Here is a 16,460-nt window from a genome sequence, read left to right on the forward strand (position 1 = left end):
CGCTGGAGCACCGCAACGAGATGGATGCAGCAATGGCACAGGGGCGCCCGACGCGCTGGCGTACGTCAACCCGCATTCTGGTATGGACCGCGATCCTGTCAGTTTCAGCGGTGAGCAATGCGCTGGTGGAGGTGATGGACGCAGGACGCCGGGGCGCGGATCTGGGCCTGTGGGAGCCACTGATCTGGGAGTTCAGCAGCCTGAGCCTGATCCTGGCGACCCTGCCGCTGCTGTGGTGGGGGTGCGAGCGCTGGCCCCTGCATGCCGATACCTGGCGCCGGCGGTTGCCGTTGTACCTGCTGGCCAGCGTGGGCTGGTCGCTGCTTCACGTAGTGGGAATGATGGTGGTCCGGCACCTGGCCTACGCGGCAGTGGGCTATCGCTACCAGGACGATGCCGGCTGGCTGGAGCGCTTTGCCTACGAATACCTGAAGGATGTGCGTACGTTTGCGCTGTTCGTGGCGCTGGAGCACCTGGCCAGCTGGCTTGGGCGGCGGCGCCAGGGCGAGGCGAGCCTGCTGGCCGAGCCTGACGTTGGCGTCCCGGTGGAGCCGGTCGAGCGCCCGCAGCACTTCCTGGTGCGCAAGCTGGGCAAGGAGTTCCTGGTCGCCACCGAAGACGTCGAATACGCCCAGGCGGCAGGCAACTACGTGAACCTCCACGTGCGTGGCCATGATTACCCGCTGCGGATCACCATGTCGGTGCTGGAGCAGCGGCTGGATCCGGGGGTGTTTCTACGCCCGCATCGCAGCTGGATGATCAATCGTGGCCAGTTGCGCTCGATCGAGCCACTGGAGGGCGGCGAGGCGCTGCTCCACATGGCCGATGGCGTCAAAGTACCGTGCAGTAGACGACAGCTGCCCCAACTCCGGCTCGCCCTGGCGGGCGGGTGAGCGGGCGGGCCGTGTGGCCCGCCCGCGGTCAACTTACTTCTTGTCCTTCTTGATCATCGCGTCGATGCGCGCAGCGCGGGCTTCCGAGCCTGGGTGCGAGGACATCAGGCCGCCTTCGCTGGACAGCTTGCGGAACATGCTGGCCAGTGCCGCCGGGTCGTAGCTGTGGCGCTTCATGAACTGGTAGCCGTACTCGTCCGCCGCGCTCTCTTCCTTCTGCGAGAACTGCGCGTTGACGAAGCCTTCGGCCAGCTCGCCCAGCTGGCCCTGGCTGAGCTGGGTCAGGTTGCCATTGCCCGAGGCGGCCAGGCCTTCGCGGCCAGCCGAGGCGAGCAGGGCCGTGCGCATCTTGGTCTTGCTGTGCCCCAGCTTCACGTGGCCGATTTCGTGGCCGATCACGCCACGCACTTCGTCGTCGCTGGCCATGTCCATCAGGCCGGTGTAGACGCGCACGCAGCCGTTGGCCATCGCCCAGGCGTTGACGTCGGCGGTGCGGTAGACCTTGAAGTTCAGGTTCAGGCCGTCCTCGTTGGCCAGGCCTTGGGTGATCTTGGCCAGGCGCTGGGCATAGGGATCATTGCCGGCAACCACCTGGTTGTCCTTGTCCATGTAGGTGCAGGCCTGGTCTGCGGCGGCCGAGACCTCGGCGTCGGACAGGGTCAGCGCCTTGCCGGCCTTCATGCCGGTGCTGGTCAGGCCCTTCAGGTCGATGGCCGAGGCATTGGCGGCCAGCAGGCAGGCGGCCAGGCAGAGGGTGGAACGCATGATCGTCATTGAATTGATGCTCCTTGGATGGGAATGGACCGCGCGTCCCCCTGTACCCGCGGCGGTCGGGAAGTCTACCGGCATCGTGCGGGCCCGTGTCCAGGCGCGGGACCACCGGGTTCGGGCCGCCTCGCCGCGGCCGGGCGGCTGCGGTATCATTTGCAGTCATCTTTTGAATGCATGACCGCCGACATGATCGAACTGAATCCTGTCCGCCAGCGCATCACCGATCTGACCGATCGCGTGCTGTCGCTTCGGGGGTATCTTTGACTACGACGCCAAGAAAGAGCGTCTTGAAGAAGTAACGCGGGAGCTGGAAAGCCCCGACGTCTGGAACAACGCCGAGTACGCCCAGAACCTGGGCCGCGAGCGTTCCAGCCTGGAAAAGACCGTGGGCGGCATCGCCTCGGTACTGGACGGCCTGACCGACGCGACCGAACTGCTGGAGCTGGCCGAGTCCGAGCAGGACGAAGACACCGCGCTGGCCGTGGTCGCCGACCTGGACAAGCACCAGGCGCACGTCGAGAAGCTGGAATTCCAGCGCATGTTCTCCGGCGAGATGGACAATGCGGCGGCATTCGTCGACATCCAGGCCGGTGCCGGTGGCACCGAAGCCCAGGACTGGGCCGAGATCCTGCTGCGCATGTACCTGCGCTGGTGCGAATCGCGCGGCTGGAAGACCGAGCTGATGGAAGTCTCCGGCGGTGACGTTGCCGGTATCAAGTCGGCCACGCTGCGGGTGGAAGGCGACTATGCCTATGGCTGGCTGAAGACCGAGACCGGCGTGCACCGCCTGGTGCGCAAGTCGCCGTTCGATTCGGACAACCGCCGCCACACCAGCTTCACCTCGGTGTTCGTGTCGCCGGAAATCGATGACAACATCGACATCACCATCAACCCGGCCGACCTGCGTACCGACGTGTACCGTTCGTCCGGTGCCGGTGGCCAGCACGTCAACAAGACCGAGTCGGCGGTGCGTATCACCCACATCCCGACCAACATCGTCGTGGCCTGCCAGACCGGCCGCAGCCAGCACCAGAACCGCGACAACGCGATGAAGATGCTGGCCGCCAAGCTGTACGAGCTGGAAATCCAGAAGCGCAATGCCGAGAAGGATGCGGTGGAAGCCACCAAGTCCGACATCGGCTGGGGCAGCCAGATCCGCAACTACGTGCTTGACCAGAGCCGTATCAAGGACCTGCGTACCGGCATCGAGCGTTCGGACACGCAGAAGGTGCTCGACGGTGACCTGGACGAATTCGTCGAGGCCAGCCTGAAGGCCGGCCTGGCCGTGGGTTCCAAGCGCGTCGATGCCTGATCCACGTGCCTGCGCGGATATCATCGCCTTCCGCAACGGAGGGCGATGATGCGCAGCGAAAGTGAACGCAAGGAACTGGGTGGCTTCCTCAAGGCCTGCCGCGCCCGTGTCGACCCCACCACGCTCGGCCTGCCGGCCGGGCGCCGGCGTACCCCGGGCCTGAAGCGCGAGGAAGTGGCGCTGGCGATCGGGGTCAGCGTCAGCTGGTACACCTGGATCGAGCAGGGGCGCGAAGTTCGCGCCTCGCCCGAGGTGCTGGAGCGCCTGGCGCAGGTGCTGCGCATGAGCGACGACGAGCGCGCCTATGCGTTCGCGCTGTCCGGCTATGGCGTGCCATTGGAGTCGCCGGACGAGAGCGTGACCGACGGCCTGCGCCAACTGGTGGAGGCGATGCAGCCGATCCCGGCCTACGTGCGCAATACCCGTTTCGACATCCTGGCCTGGAACCCGGCCATCGCCGAACTGTTCGTGGATTACAGCCAGCTGGCGCCGCATGAGCGCAACACGCTGCGGCTGATGTTCCTGTACCCGCCGTACCGCACGCTGATCCTCAACTGGGAAGAAATGACCCGCGGCCTGCTGGCAGGCTTCCGTGCGGCGATGGCGCAGGCGCCGGACAAGGCGCCGTTCCTGGCACTGGTCGAGGATATCGCGGCGCACAGCGAGGAATTCCGGCAGTGGTGGCCGGAGCACGACGTGCGCCGGTTCGACGAAGGTGCGAAGAAGCTGAACCATCCCACGCGCGGGTTGCTGGACCTGCAGTACGTGGCGCTGGTGCCGGAGAGCCGGCACGACCTCTCGCTGGTGACCTACCTGCCGCGGAAGTAGGGGTGTTCGGCAGGGCTTGCAGCCCTGCACCCGCAGAGGCCGAAGCAACTGCAACAGCAACAGCAGGCTATCCGTGGGGTGGCGGGGCGGTGCCGGAGTGCGGGGACGCCGCAAGTACGTCCGTGTAGGCTTGGCAGCCGCTTGCTCGTGTGCGCGTTCCTGCGCACACGGCAAGACCGGGGTTGGGCGTCCTGCCCAGCCCGCCCGAGGCATGCCTCGGGCCCATGCGGCTGACACCCCGCACTCCGACACCGCCCCACCTTCGACAGGTTCACGCGGCTGTTGGTGGGTGTCGACCTTGGTCGACACATCTGTCAGATATCGAAATTCACGATGAGATCCGACCCCGTGCCGACCAAGGTCGGCACCCACCAACAGCAGCAGGAAATTGTCGAAGGCGGGGTGGGTCCGGTTGCGGGAGTGTCCGCGGCATGGATGCCGCGGCCAAGCCCCCAAGGACGGGTTTACGGCGTCTCCCGCAACCGGACCCACCCCGCCATCCCACGGAATCCCGGCTTTTGACGTTGCTCTGGCTTGAGCGGGTGCAGGGCGCAGCCCTGCCAAGAGCCGCCCATTCAGGCAGGTAAGTGCAGGTCACAGGATAAGCAGACGCCTTGTTGCTGCCATCGAACAGGTCCACATTCCTGTGCAGGAGACGGGCCACTGCCCGTCGTCGAGACACCAGGAGACCTGCATGTCCGCTGCCCCCAGCACTGCCATTTCCCGCGATCCGGCCACCGGCCAGCTCATCGCCAGCCATCCCTTCGCCACCGACGCCGAACTGGAGGCGATCCTTGACCGCGGCCAGGCCGGCTTTGCCGCCTGGAGCGAAACCAGCCTCGAACAGCGCGCCGGTGTGCTGCGCGCGATGGCTGCCGTACTGCGCCGTGACCGTGAAAAGCTGGCCGCGCTGGCCACCGCCGAAATGGGCAAGGTCCAGGCCGAATCACTGGCCGAGATCGAAAAGTGCGCCGTGCTGTGCGACTGGTACGCCGACCACGGCGCGCAGTTCCTGCGCGACGAGCCGACCCAGGTGCCCGATGACAAGGCCTACGTGTCCTACCTGCCGCTGGGCGTGGTGCTGGGCATCATGCCGTGGAATTTCCCATACTGGCAGGTGATGCGTGCGGCGGTGCCGATCCTGATGGGCGGCAACGGCTTCCTGCTGAAGCCGGCCGAGAACATCGTGGGTACCGCGCAGCTGCTGGATGCCGCCTGGCGTGATGCCGGGCTGCCGGACGGCACCTTCATCGCCGCCAACATCAGCCGCGAGGGCACCAGCCGCGCGATTGCCGATGACCGTATCGCCGCGGTGACCCTGACCGGCAGCGTGGCGGCCGGTCGCAGCATTGCCGCCCAGGCCGGGCAGGCGCTGAAGAAGGTGGTGCTGGAGCTGGGTGGCTCCGATCCGTTCATCGTGCTGGCCGATGCCGATCTCGATGCCGCCGTTGATGCCGCGGTGGCCTCGCGCTTCCAGAACACCGGGCAGGTCTGCATTGCCGGCAAGCGCATCATCGTCGAAGAGGCGGTCTACGACCGGTTCGTGGCGCAGTTCTGCCAGAAGGTGCAGGCGCTGACCATTGGCGATGGCCGCGACCCCGGCAACCGCATCGGCCCGATGGCGCGCCAGGATCTGCTTGAGCAGCTCGATGCGCAGGTGCGCGCTTCGGTGGAGGCCGGTGCGCAGCTGCTGGTCGGTGGTCATCAACTGCAGCGCCCGGGCGCGTTCTATGCCCCCACTGTGCTGGCCGGCGTGGCGCCGGGCATGCAGGCCTTCGATACCGAGACCTTCGGCCCAGTGGCCTCGATCAGCCGCGCGCGCGATGCCGACCATGCGGTGGAACTGGCCAACCAGAGCGAGTTCGGCCTCAGCGGCAACCTGTGGACCGGCGACCGCGCGCGGGCCATGCAGCTGGCGCGCCGGCTGCAGACCGGGGGCGTGTTCGTCAACGGCTTCTCGGCGTCCGACCCGCGCGTGCCGATCGGTGGCGTGAAGAAGAGCGGTTTCGGCCGCGAGCTCTCGCACTTCGGTATCCGTGAATTCGTCAACGCGCAGACGGTGTGGTTCGACAAGCCTTGACGCGCGGCTCTCATCCTTCCTGCAACGATCCACCATCAGTCCAGCGAAAAGGACGGCATTCCAATGTCCAAGGGTTCAGACCTGCTCGTCGCCGCGCTTGAGAACGAAGGCGTCGAGCGTATTTTCGGCATCCCCGGCGAAGAAAACCTCGACGTGGTCGAGTCGCTCCGCCATTCCAGCATCGAGCTGGTCGTCACCCGCCATGAGCAGGCGGCGGTGTTCATGGCGGCCACTTATGGGCGCCTGACCGGCAAGCCCGGCGTGTGCCTGGCCACGCTTGGCCCGGGCGCGCTCAACTTCACCACCGGCGCGGCGTATGCGTTGCTGGGTGCGTGGCCGGTGATCATGATCACCGGGCAGAAGGGCATCGTTGCCAGCAAGCAGGCGCGCTTCCAGATCGTGGATATCGTCAGCACGATGAAGCCGCTGACCAAGCAGGCGCGGCAGATCGTCTCGGCGCGCACCATCCCGACCATCGTCCGCGAGGCGTTCCGGGTGGCCCAGGAAGAGCGGCCGGGTCCGGTGCTGCTGGAACTGCCGGAAGACATCGCGGCCAACGAGGTCGAGGGCGTGGCATTGATTCCCCCGCACGCGGTGGAGCGCCCCATTGCCAGCCCGGAGGCGCTCGATCGTGCGGCGGAGATCATCCGTAACGCCAGGCGTCCGCTGCTGATGATCGCTTCGGCGGCGTCGCGGCCACAGTCCAGCGAAGCGCTGTCAGCGTTCGTGCTGCGGGCCGGCATTCCGTTCTTCACCACCCAGATGGGCAAGGGGGCGGTGGCCGGTGGCTCGGGCCTGTACATGGGCACCGCGGCGCTGACCGAGCGCGATTACGTGCACATGGCGATCGACCAGGCCGACGTGATCGTGACCATCGGCCACGAGGTCACCGAAAAGCCGCCGTTCGTGATGCGCCCGGGCGGCCCGACCGTGATCCATATCGGTTACTCGCAGGCGGCGGTGGAGCAGGTGTACTTCCCGCAGGTGGAAGTGATCGGTGATATCGGCCGCGCGCTGACCCAGCTGGCCGATCGCATCGAGGGTGCGGTGCCGAACGCCGATGCGCTGCTGCCGCTGCGCGCGACCATCCTGGAGCACATCGCTGACCGTGCCGAAGAGGAAGCGTTCACGCCGCAGCGGCTGGTGCACGACGTGCGCCAGGTGATGCCACCGGACGGCATCGTGGCGCTGGACAACGGCATGTACAAGATCTGGTTCGCCCGCAACTACCGCACCCAGGTGGCCAATACGCTGCTGCTGGACAACGCGCTGGCGACGATGGGCGCGGGCCTGCCGTCGGCGATCATGGCCTCGATCCTGTACCCGCAGCGGCGGGTGCTGGCGGTGTGCGGGGATGGCGGCTTCATGATGAACAGCCAGGAGCTGGAAACGGCGCGCCGGCTGGGCCTGAATCTGGTGGTGCTGATCCTCAACGACGGCGCTTACGGGATGATCCGCTGGAAACAGGCGGTGGATGGTTTCACCGATTACGGCATGACCTTCGGCAACCCGGATTTCGTCAAGTATGCCGAGGCCTATGGCTGCAGGGGTCACGAGGTGACGGCCATCGAGCAGTTCATCCCGACCTTGGAAGCGGCGTTCAATGAGGGCGGGGTGCACCTGGTGTCGGTGCCGATCGACTATTCGGAGAACGAGCGGGTGCTGGTGGACGAACTGCGCCAGGCGTTCCCCGGCAACGGCTGACGCCGGGCCCACGCGGCCAGGTAGGTGTCGACCTTGGTCGACACACGAAGCGCCAACCAAGGTTGGCGGCTACCGAGGCTTGTCGGCGCCAACCAAGGTTGGCGACTACCGAGGCTTGTCGGCGCCAACCAAGGTTGGCGACTGCCTGGGCTTGTCGGCGCCGACCTGGGCTGGCGGCTACCGGGACGGGGCCACCAGGGGCCGGGGGCAGGGCGGTTTTGGTATGCTGTGGAGCCGGCTGTGCCGGGCGCAGCATCCCCCCTCACTACACGATTCCCGCAGATCCATGAGCGAAGCTACCGATACCCCCCCCGTCGACGAAAACAAGTTGATCGCCGAGCGCCGTGAGAAACTCAAAGCGCTGCGTGGGCAGGGCATCGCGTACCCGAACGACTTCCGTCGCGAGGACTTTGCCGGACGACTGCAGGAAGAATTCGCCGATGCCGAACAGTGGACCGCCGAGGCCCTGGAAGGCAACGGCCGCCAGGTGAAGATGGCCGGCCGCCTGATGGCCAAGCGCATCATGGGCAAGGCCAGCTTTGCGCAGATCCAGGACGAGTCCGGCCGCATCCAGCTGTTCCTGCAGGGCACGGTCCTCGGTGATGCCTACACCGCCTTCAAGGGCTGGGACGTGGGTGACATCATCGCCGTCGAAGGCGGCCTGACCCGTACCAAGACTGGCGAGCTGTCGGTCAAGGCCGAATCGATCCGCCTGCTGACCAAGTCGCTGCGCCCGCTGCCGGACAAGTGGCATGGCCTGGCCGACGTCGAGCAGCGCTACCGCCAGCGCTACGTCGACCTGATCGTGACCCCGGAATCGCGCGCGGTCTTCATCAAGCGCTCGAAGATCATCCGCGCCATGCGCGCCTGGCTCGACAACCGCGACTTCCTGGAAGTCGAGACGCCGATGATGCATTACATCCCCGGCGGCGCAGCGGCCAAGCCGTTCACCACCCACCACAACGCGCTGGACCTGGACCTGTACCTGCGCGTGGCGCCCGAGCTGTACCTCAAGCGCCTGACCGTCGGTGGCCTGGAGCGCGTGTACGAGATCAACCGCAACTTCCGCAACGAAGGTGTCAGTACCCGGCACAACCCGGAGTTCACCATGATGGAACTGTACGAGGCCTATGCCACGTACAACGAGATCATGGACCTGACCGAAGGCGTGATCCGTGACGTCGCCGCGACCGTCAACGGTGGCACCGAGGTCGAGTGGGACGGCGCGAAGATCGACCTGGGCCCGGCGTTCCGCCGCTGGCGCATGGACGAGGCCGTGCGTCACCACAACCCGGAGATCTCCGCCGCCGACTGCACCGACCGCGATGCGCTGCTGCGCCATTGCGAGCGCCTGAAGATCAAGGTCAAGCCGTCCTATGGCTGGGGCAAGCTGCTGCTGGAGATCTTCGAAGCCACCGTCGAGCACACCCTGATCCAGCCGACCTTCATCACCGATCATCCGGTGGAGGTCTCGCCGCTGGCCCGCGCCAACGACAACGATCCGGGCTACACCGACCGCTTCGAGCTGTTCGTCAACGGCAAGGAGCTGGCCAACGGCTTCTCGGAATTGAACGATCCGGAAGACCAGGCCCAGCGCTTCCAGGCCCAGGTGGCTGCGAAGGAAGGTGGCGACGACGAGGCGATGCATTACGACGCCGACTACATCCGTGCGCTGGAGTACGGCATGGCCCCGACCGGCGGCCTCGGCATCGGCGTCGATCGCCTGGTGATGCTGCTCACCGGCAGCAGTTCGATTCGTGACGTGCTGCTGTTCCCGTACATGCGTCCGGAGCAGTAAGCCGTTTTTCTGACTCCTGATTGTGCGCGCCGTCGCGAAACGAGACGGCGCGATTGACGCGTCCCGCACTCGGCGTATCGTTAATGCACTACCTTGACGCCTGTTATGGCTTGATCGGCGCCAGGGGGATGGTGCATTGTGAAGCGTCCGCTTCACAATGTGATGACGATCATGAACCGGGACGTATGACACGGGAGTCAGGCCGATGCAGGGTGCGAGCGTTCGCAGCGGCAGAGTATCCTCGCCTGCTGATGATCCAGCATGGTCGAGAAGCCAGGCAGAGTACGCGTTGAACATCGTCATTGTTGACGACCAGACGTCCGCCCGGACGATGCTGCGTCATGTCATCGAGGACATCGCGCCGGAATTGAGCGTGTATGACTTCGGTGACCCGCTGACTGCATTGGCCTGGTGCGAGGCGCATCCGGTCGACCTGCTGCTGCTCGATTACCGCATGCCGGAGATGGACGGGCTGGAGTTCGCCCGTCGTTTCCGTCGCCTGCCCAAGCACCGCGACATTCCGGTCATCCTGATCACCGTGGTTGGCGACGAGCCGATCCGGCAGGCGGCGCTGGAAGCGGGTGTCATCGATTTCCTGGTCAAGCCGATCCGACCGCGCGAACTGCGTGCGCGCTGCTACAACCTGTTGCAGCTGCGCCAGCAGACCGAGAACGTGAAACAGCGTGCGTTGTCGCTGGAACAGCGGCTGCTGGCCAGCATGCACGAGGTCGAGGAACGCGAACGCGAAACCCTGTCGCGATTGGCTCGTGCGATCGAGTTCCGTGATGCCGGCACCAGTGCCTATCTGGAGCGCATGGCACGGGTCGCCGGGTTGATCGCTGAGCAGCTCGGCCTGCCCGAGGATGACGTCAAGCTGATCGAGATGGCGGCACCGCTGCATGACATGGGCAAGATCGCCATTCCCGATGCCGTGCTGCTCAAGCAGGGCAAGCTCAACGACGAGGAGCTGGCGATCATGCGCCGGCACCCGCGGATCGGCCATGAGCTGCTCAGCGGCAGCCAGAACCGCTTCATCCAGGTCGGTGCGTTGATCGCGCTGCGCCATCACGAGCGCTATGACGGCAGCGGTTACCCGGACGGCCTGGTGGGCGAGGCCATTCCGCTGGAGGCGCGGATCGTGGCCGTGGCCGACGTGTTCGATGCGCTGATTTCGCCCCGTCCGTACAAGGAAGCATGGACCATGGAAGCCACACTGGCTTATCTGTATGCCCAGCGTGGCCGGTTGTTCGACCCGCGCTGCGTGGATGCGCTGATGCGCGGCCACCCGCAGCTGATGGATATCTGCGCCCAGCACTCGACGGCATCGACGCGACCGGGTGGGTGACATGCAGGACCTGTTCGCACGCGTGAAGCGCCGGCTGGCGCAGCGTCCGGATTCGGAGCATGGCCAGGCGATCGTGCGGATGGTGCTGATCTCGCTGATCCTGGTCTATGTGCTGCTGTCGGGCGCCCGGCTGCATCGGCTGGAGCAGTATCAGGGCGTATTGGCGACCATACTGACCGGGCTCGGCCTGTCGCTGCTGCTGTTCGCGTGGCTGCTGTGGAAGCCGGGCCGCTCGGACCCGCGACGGGTAGCCGGGATGCTGGCCGACTACGGGTTGATCGCCGTCGGCATGATCCAGATGGGCGAGCCATTGGCCTGGGTGTATGCCGTGGTGATGTGGGTGACGGTCGGCAATGGGTTGCGTTTCGGCCCCCGCTACCTGGCCGCTGCCATCGTGTTGGCAATGGCCAGTTTCGGTGCCACCGTACTGATGACCCCTTACTGGCGGGCCAATCCAGGCCTGGCCCTTTCCCTGTGGCTGGGCCTGCTGGCGGTTCCGTTGTGCTGTTCTTCCCTGCTGCGCCGAAGGATGCGACATCCGACCATGGATACGACCCCCGCCGTCGCTGCCGGCTCGCGTTCGCTGCTGGCCCGCTTCAGGCAGCGCCTGTCCGGGCGCGAGGACAGCGAGCACGCACAGAACCTGATCCGCATCGTCATCACTGCGCTGTTCATCAGCTACCTGGGCTGGCGCTCACTCAGTGGTGGCGGTGAAGCGCTGACCACGACCTGGCTGATCCTGGCCTTCGAGCTGACCATCTCCGCCGGGCTGCTGGCGGCGATTCTGGTGCGTCCGGGCGTGTCGCATGTGCGGCGGGTGATCGGCATGCTGACCGACTACACCTGCATGGCCTGGATCATGACCATCCAGGGCGAGCCAGCGGCACCGTTGTACGCGGTGATGCTGTGGGTGACGATCGGCAACGGCATGCGCTACGGCAGTACCTATCTGCGCGTGGCCACCGCGATGGGCTGCCTGGCGTTCCTGTGCACGGTGATGCTGTCGCCGTACTGGCGGGGCCACGACTATCTGGGCTGGGGCCTGCTGCTGGGCCTGGGCGCGATCCCGCTGTACTTCGACTCGCTGCTGCACGCGCTGACCCGCGCCGTGGCCGAAGCACGCCAGGCCAACGAGGCCAAGAGCCGCTTCCTGGCCAACATGAGCCACGAGTTCCGCACGCCGTTGAATGGCCTGGCCGGCATGACCGAAGTGCTGGCCACCACGCGCCTGGACGATGAGCAGCGCGAATGCCTGAACACCATCCAGGCCTCGACCCGCAGCCTGTTGGCGCTGGTGGAAGAGGTGCTGGACATCTCCGCGATCGAGGCGGGCAAGGTGCGGGTGGAGTGGCACGAATTCGCGCTGGCCGACGTACTGCAGGCGATCAACCTGATCCTGACCCCGCAGACCCGCTCGAAATCGCTGGACTACCGCGTGCAGGTGGACGAGAACGTGCCGCCGCGCCTGCTGGGCGACGCCGGCCATCTGCAGCAGATCCTGCTGAACCTGATGGGCAACGCGGTCAAGTTCACCGACAGCGGCTACGTGCAACTGCACGTGTCCAGCCCTGATGCGCTGGGCAGCGAGCGGGTACGCCTGCGCTTCGAGATCGTCGATACCGGCATCGGTGTGCCGGTGGCCCTGCGCGGTCGCCTGTTCAATGCATTCGAGCAGGGCGATGTCGGCCTGGCCCGGCGCCATGAGGGCACCGGCCTGGGTACGGCCATTGCCAAGGGCCTGGTGGAGTCGATGGGCGGCCAGGTCGGCTACGCCCCGAACAGCCCGCGCGGCAGCGTGTTCTGGGTTGAAATCACGCTGGACGTTGCAGACCCCGTGGCGGCGCCGGTGGCGGCGTCCGAGGTGGCCGAAGCCGGCAACGTCATTGCGTTCTCCAATCCGTTCCTGCGCCATCGGGCACGGGTGCGCAGCCTGCGGGTGCTGGTGGCCGATGACCATGAGGCCAACCGGATGGTGCTGCAGCGCCTGCTCGAGAAGGCCGGCCACAAGGTCACCTGCGTCAATGGTGGCGCCGAAGTGCTCGACGCGCTTGAGCAGGCCAGTTACGACGCGGCGATCGTCGATCTGCACATGCCCGGCATGAGCGGCCTGGACCTGCTCAAGCAGCTGCGGGTGATGCAGGCCAGTGGCATGCCCTATGTGCCGGTGATGGTGCTCAGTGCCGATGTCACCCCCGAGTCGATCCTGCGCTGCGAACAGGCGGGCGCGCGCGCGTTCCTGGCCAAGCCGGTGGTCGCCACCCGGTTGCTGGAAGTACTGGCCGACGTTGCGGCCAATACCCGTGCCGAAACCGGTATCCAGTCGGTGCCCGCGTTGCCGGTCGGCGATGGCGTGCTCGACACCGCCGTGCTGGACGAGCTGGCTGCGCTGGGCATGGGCGATGGCTTCGAGCGCAAGTTCATCGACCAGTGCCTGGCGGACGTCGACGCCAGCATGGGCCAGCTGCAGGCCTGCGGTGAGCGCCAGGCTTGGGAAGACTTCCGCGAGCATGCCCACGCCTTGCGCGGTGTGGCGAGCAACCTGGGACTGGTCCAGGTTGCCGCCTCCAGTGGCGAGATCATGCGCATGGCGGACTGGCAGCTGAAGGGCGAGTGGAACACCCGGCTCGGCAACCTGTCGGCCGCCCTGCGCAACGGCAGGAATGCGCTGGCCGCGCGTAGTGCGGGGGCACCGCACCGCGACGACAGTGAGCGCAGCCCGTCCTGAACCGCCGGGCTGTCAGGCCGGGTCGCCATTGCGCCGGGCCTGCGCCCGCACCAGTCGATCCATCGTACGCAGGGACTTCTCGCCGAGCTGCATGGCGGTGTCGACCCAGATCTCGGTGATCCGCATCATTTCGTGCAGCGGCACCATGGTGGCGATCTCGTTGACTTCGCGCATCGCCGCCCAGGCGTGCGGAATCCGCTTGCTGTCCTTGATCACCTGTTCCACTGCGGCCACGCCTTCGCCGACCGGCACCACGATGTCGACCAGGCCCATCTCCTTGAGCTGGCGGGCCGTGTAGAGATTGCCCTCCAGCATGATCTTCTCGGCCAGGCGCGGGCTGATCCGCTGGCACAGGAAGGAGTAGGCGCCCATGCCGGGGAACAGGTCGAACAGCACCTCCGGCAGGCCCATCAGTACGCCTTCCTCGGCAACGATGGTGTGGCAGCTCAGCGCCGCTTCGAAGCCGCCACCGAGTGCATTGCCCTGGACCAGCGCGATGCTGTGGGCACGGGCGCCGAGACCGGCATGGAAGGCATGCACGCCGCGCACGCAGCGCTGCGCGTAGTCAAGCAGGCGGGCGCGATCCCCTTCGCGGATCAGGCGGCAGAACAGTTCGAGATCGCCGCCCAGGTTGAACACGTCGCTGTCCGAGGCCAGAACGACATGCGGTGACAGAACATGCGAGGCACTGAGGCGATCGCCCAGGTCGCGCTGGTAGTCGACGATGTCATCGACCAGACGTGACGCAAAGCATGGCCGGCCCGGCTGGTTGACCAGGTTGGCGTGCATGTGGATCCAGTAGACATCCCGCTCCGTCTCTTCGGTGATGCGCAGGGTAGGGTGCTGGGCAGGGCGGGTGATGATGGGGCGTACTGCAGACATGGGAGTTCTCCGTGTGACCGTCCGGCCAACCGCAGAGCGGACGGAGAAGAGTGAGGGGGCGAGCTGAACGTGCGGCGGCGATTGATTCTATGCACCTGTCGTGAACCGCTCGCAAGCGCTGGGCCGGCCATGTTCCGGCAATGAAAAGGCCCCGCCGTCGCCAGCGGGGCCCCTGTTCTGCCTGCTTGCCCGCAAACCCTTACTGGGCGGGCGTATCACGAAGCTCGCGACGGAGAATCTTGCCGACGTTGGTCTTCGGCAGCTCTTTTCGGAATTCTACGATTCTGGGGTGCTTGTAACCGGTCAGGTTTGCCCGCGCGTGCTCCTTGACCATTTCGGCGGTCAGGTTCGGGTCCTTCTTCACGATCACGACCTTCACCACTTCGCCGGATTTCTCGTCCGGAACGCCGACTGCGGCCACTTCCAGCACGCCCGGCATCATCGCGATGACGTCCTCGACCTCGTTCGGGTACACGTTGAAGCCGGACACCAGGATCATGTCCTTCTTGCGGTCGACGATGTAGAAGAAGCCGTGCTCGTCCATCTTCGCCATGTCGCCGGTGTGCAGCCAGCCGTCGGCGTCGATGGCCTTTTCGGTTTCATCCGGGCGCTGCCAGTAACCCTTCATCACCTGCGGGCCCTTGATGCACAGCTCACCGACTTCGCCCAGCGGCAGGATGTTGCCGTTGTCGTCCTTGATGCAGGCATCGGTGGACGGGATCGGCAGGCCGATCGAGCCGTTGTACTCGGGCAGGGTGAGCGGGTTGATGCAGGCCGCCGGCGAGGTTTCGGTCAGGCCGTAGGCCTCGACCAGGGTGACGCCGGTGGTCTTCTTCCAGCGCTCGGCCACCGCGCGCTGCACGGCCATGCCGCCGCCCAGGGTGAACTTGACCGAAGAGAAATCGATCTCGTCGAAGCCGGGGGTATTGAGCAGGCCGTTGAACAGCGTGTTGACGCCGGTGATGGCGGTGAAGCGGGTGCCCTTCAGCTCCTTGACGAAGCCCTTCATGTCACGCGGGTTGGTGATCAGGTGGTTGCAGCCACCGAACTTCATGAAGACCAGCCCGTTCGCGGTCAGCGCGAAGATGTGGTACAGCGGCAGGGCGGTGATGATGACTTCCTTGCCCGGCTCGATGCCAGAGGTGGACAGCCACGCCGACGCCTGCTGCATGTTGGCGATCAGGTTGCGGTTGGTCAGCATCGCGCCCTTGGCCACGCCGGTGGTGCCGCCGGTGTACTGCAGGAAAGCGATGTCGTCGTGGTCGATCTCGACCTTCGGAAGCGTGTGGCGGCTGCCCAGCTTGAGCGCCTGTCTGAAGCGGACCGCGCCCTTGACGTGGTAGTTGGGCACCATCTTCTTGATGTACTTCAGCACGAAGTTGACGATCGCACCCTTGGCGCCGAGCAGGTCGCCCAGGCCGGTGGTGATCACGTGCTTGACCGGCGTATCGGCGATGACCTGCTGGACGGTGTCGCCGAAGTTGTCGACCACCACCAGCGCACTGACGCCGGCGTCGACCAGCTGGTGCTTGAGTTCGCGCGCGGTGTACAGCGGGTTGACGTTGACCACGGTGAGGCCGGCACGCAGCACGCCGAAGGTGGCCACCGGGTACTGCAGGCAGTTGGGCATCATCAGGGCGACGCGGTCACCCTTCTTGAGCTTGAGCTCGCCCAGCAGGTAGGCGGCGAACTGGGTGACCAGCGCATCGGTCTCACCATAGGTGATGACCTTGCCGAAGCTGGAGTAGGCGGGACGGTCGCGGAATTTCGCGACGGAGGCGTCGAAGACCGAGGCGACCGAATGGAACTCGTTGACGTCGATTTCGGCGGGAACGCCTTTCGGATAGCTCTGCAGCCAGGGACGATCCAGACTCATATTCCCCCTCCAGGAATCGTGGTGTATTAGGTTCCGGCCCTGAGCGTATCGACAATGGCCGGTCATTGCAGCATACCCCGCCGTAGGGAAAACGCGAAGAGGGGTTCGCGGAGGCTGCAACGGCAGGTGCCGACCCTGGTCGGCACAGGATTCCGAAACGGCGATGGTTGGTGCCGACCCTGGTCGGCACAGGATTCGGAAACGGCAATGGTAGGTGCCGACCTTGGTCGGCACGGGATTCCGAGG

Annotated in this window: 11 protein-coding genes; 8 read left to right on the top strand and 3 right to left on the bottom strand. The window is 65.9% G+C overall.

Annotated features, from left to right (window positions below; all coding sequences use genetic code 11):
• The first annotated feature begins 32 nt into the window (after window positions 1-32).
• Window positions 33-893, top strand: coding sequence for a LytTR family DNA-binding domain-containing protein (locus AC5P7U_RS16585; protein WP_197564483.1), 861 nt, complete (start codon window positions 33-35; stop codon window positions 891-893).
• Window positions 894-926: 33 nt separating this feature from the next.
• Here the strand turns inward: AC5P7U_RS16585 and AC5P7U_RS16590 are convergent, their stop codons facing one another.
• Window positions 927-1,667, bottom strand: coding sequence for a M48 family metallopeptidase (locus AC5P7U_RS16590; RefSeq protein ID WP_080374907.1), 741 nt, complete (start codon window positions 1,665-1,667; stop codon window positions 927-929).
• A gap of 183 nt (window positions 1,668-1,850) precedes the next feature.
• Between AC5P7U_RS16590 and prfB the strand changes: the two genes are divergently transcribed.
• From prfB to AC5P7U_RS16625, 7 genes are all read left to right on the top strand, one after another.
• Window positions 1,851-2,976, top strand: a protein-coding gene (prfB, locus tag AC5P7U_RS16595) for a peptide chain release factor 2 (RefSeq protein WP_099551678.1) whose coding sequence is annotated in 2 segments (ribosomal slippage) — window positions 1,851-1,925 and window positions 1,927-2,976 — 1,125 coding nt in all. Because the reading frame shifts where the segments join, the coding sequence is not laid out codon by codon here.
• Window positions 2,977-3,021: 45 nt separating this feature from the next.
• Window positions 3,022-3,804: an MmyB family transcriptional regulator gene (locus AC5P7U_RS16600; RefSeq protein WP_197564482.1), complete on the top strand. Its 783-nt coding sequence runs from the start codon at window positions 3,022-3,024 to the stop codon at window positions 3,802-3,804.
• Between the two features lie 694 nt (window positions 3,805-4,498).
• Window positions 4,499-5,884: an NAD-dependent succinate-semialdehyde dehydrogenase gene (locus AC5P7U_RS16605; RefSeq protein ID WP_197564621.1), complete on the top strand. Its 1,386-nt coding sequence runs from the start codon at window positions 4,499-4,501 to the stop codon at window positions 5,882-5,884.
• Window positions 5,885-5,947: 63 nt separating this feature from the next.
• Window positions 5,948-7,588: an acetolactate synthase large subunit gene (locus AC5P7U_RS16610; RefSeq protein ID WP_006441363.1), complete on the top strand. Its 1,641-nt coding sequence runs from the start codon at window positions 5,948-5,950 to the stop codon at window positions 7,586-7,588.
• Between the two features lie 286 nt (window positions 7,589-7,874).
• Window positions 7,875-9,386 carry a lysine--tRNA ligase gene (gene lysS / locus AC5P7U_RS16615; RefSeq protein ID WP_197564620.1) on the top strand — a complete coding sequence of 504 codons (1,512 nt, stop codon included), beginning with the start codon at window positions 7,875-7,877 and terminating at the stop codon, window positions 9,384-9,386.
• 205 nt (window positions 9,387-9,591) lie between these two features.
• Window positions 9,592-10,731 carry a cyclic di-GMP phosphodiesterase response regulator RpfG gene (rpfG, locus tag AC5P7U_RS16620; protein WP_008267350.1) on the top strand — a complete coding sequence of 380 codons (1,140 nt, stop codon included), beginning with the start codon at window positions 9,592-9,594 and terminating at the stop codon, window positions 10,729-10,731.
• A 1-nt stretch (window position 10,732) separates the two neighbouring features.
• The gene (locus AC5P7U_RS16625; RefSeq protein WP_495221276.1) at window positions 10,733-13,456 is read left to right on the top strand and encodes a response regulator; all 2,724 of its coding nucleotides are present in this window, start codon (window positions 10,733-10,735) and stop codon (window positions 13,454-13,456) included.
• Window positions 13,457-13,468: 12 nt separating this feature from the next.
• On the opposite strand, the gene rpfF is transcribed toward AC5P7U_RS16625, so the two are convergent.
• The gene (gene rpfF, locus AC5P7U_RS16630; RefSeq protein WP_008265715.1) at window positions 13,469-14,338 is read right to left on the bottom strand and encodes a diffusible signal factor synthase RpfF; all 870 of its coding nucleotides are present in this window, start codon (window positions 14,336-14,338) and stop codon (window positions 13,469-13,471) included.
• 199 nt (window positions 14,339-14,537) lie between these two features.
• Window positions 14,538-16,214, bottom strand: a complete 1,677-nt coding sequence (locus tag AC5P7U_RS16635; protein WP_006441566.1) for a long-chain fatty acid--CoA ligase — start codon at window positions 16,212-16,214, stop codon at window positions 14,538-14,540.
• Window positions 16,215-16,460 lie beyond the last annotated feature (246 nt).

It is taken from the genome of Stenotrophomonas sp. YJH_SMC_57 (genome assembly GCF_059369755.1).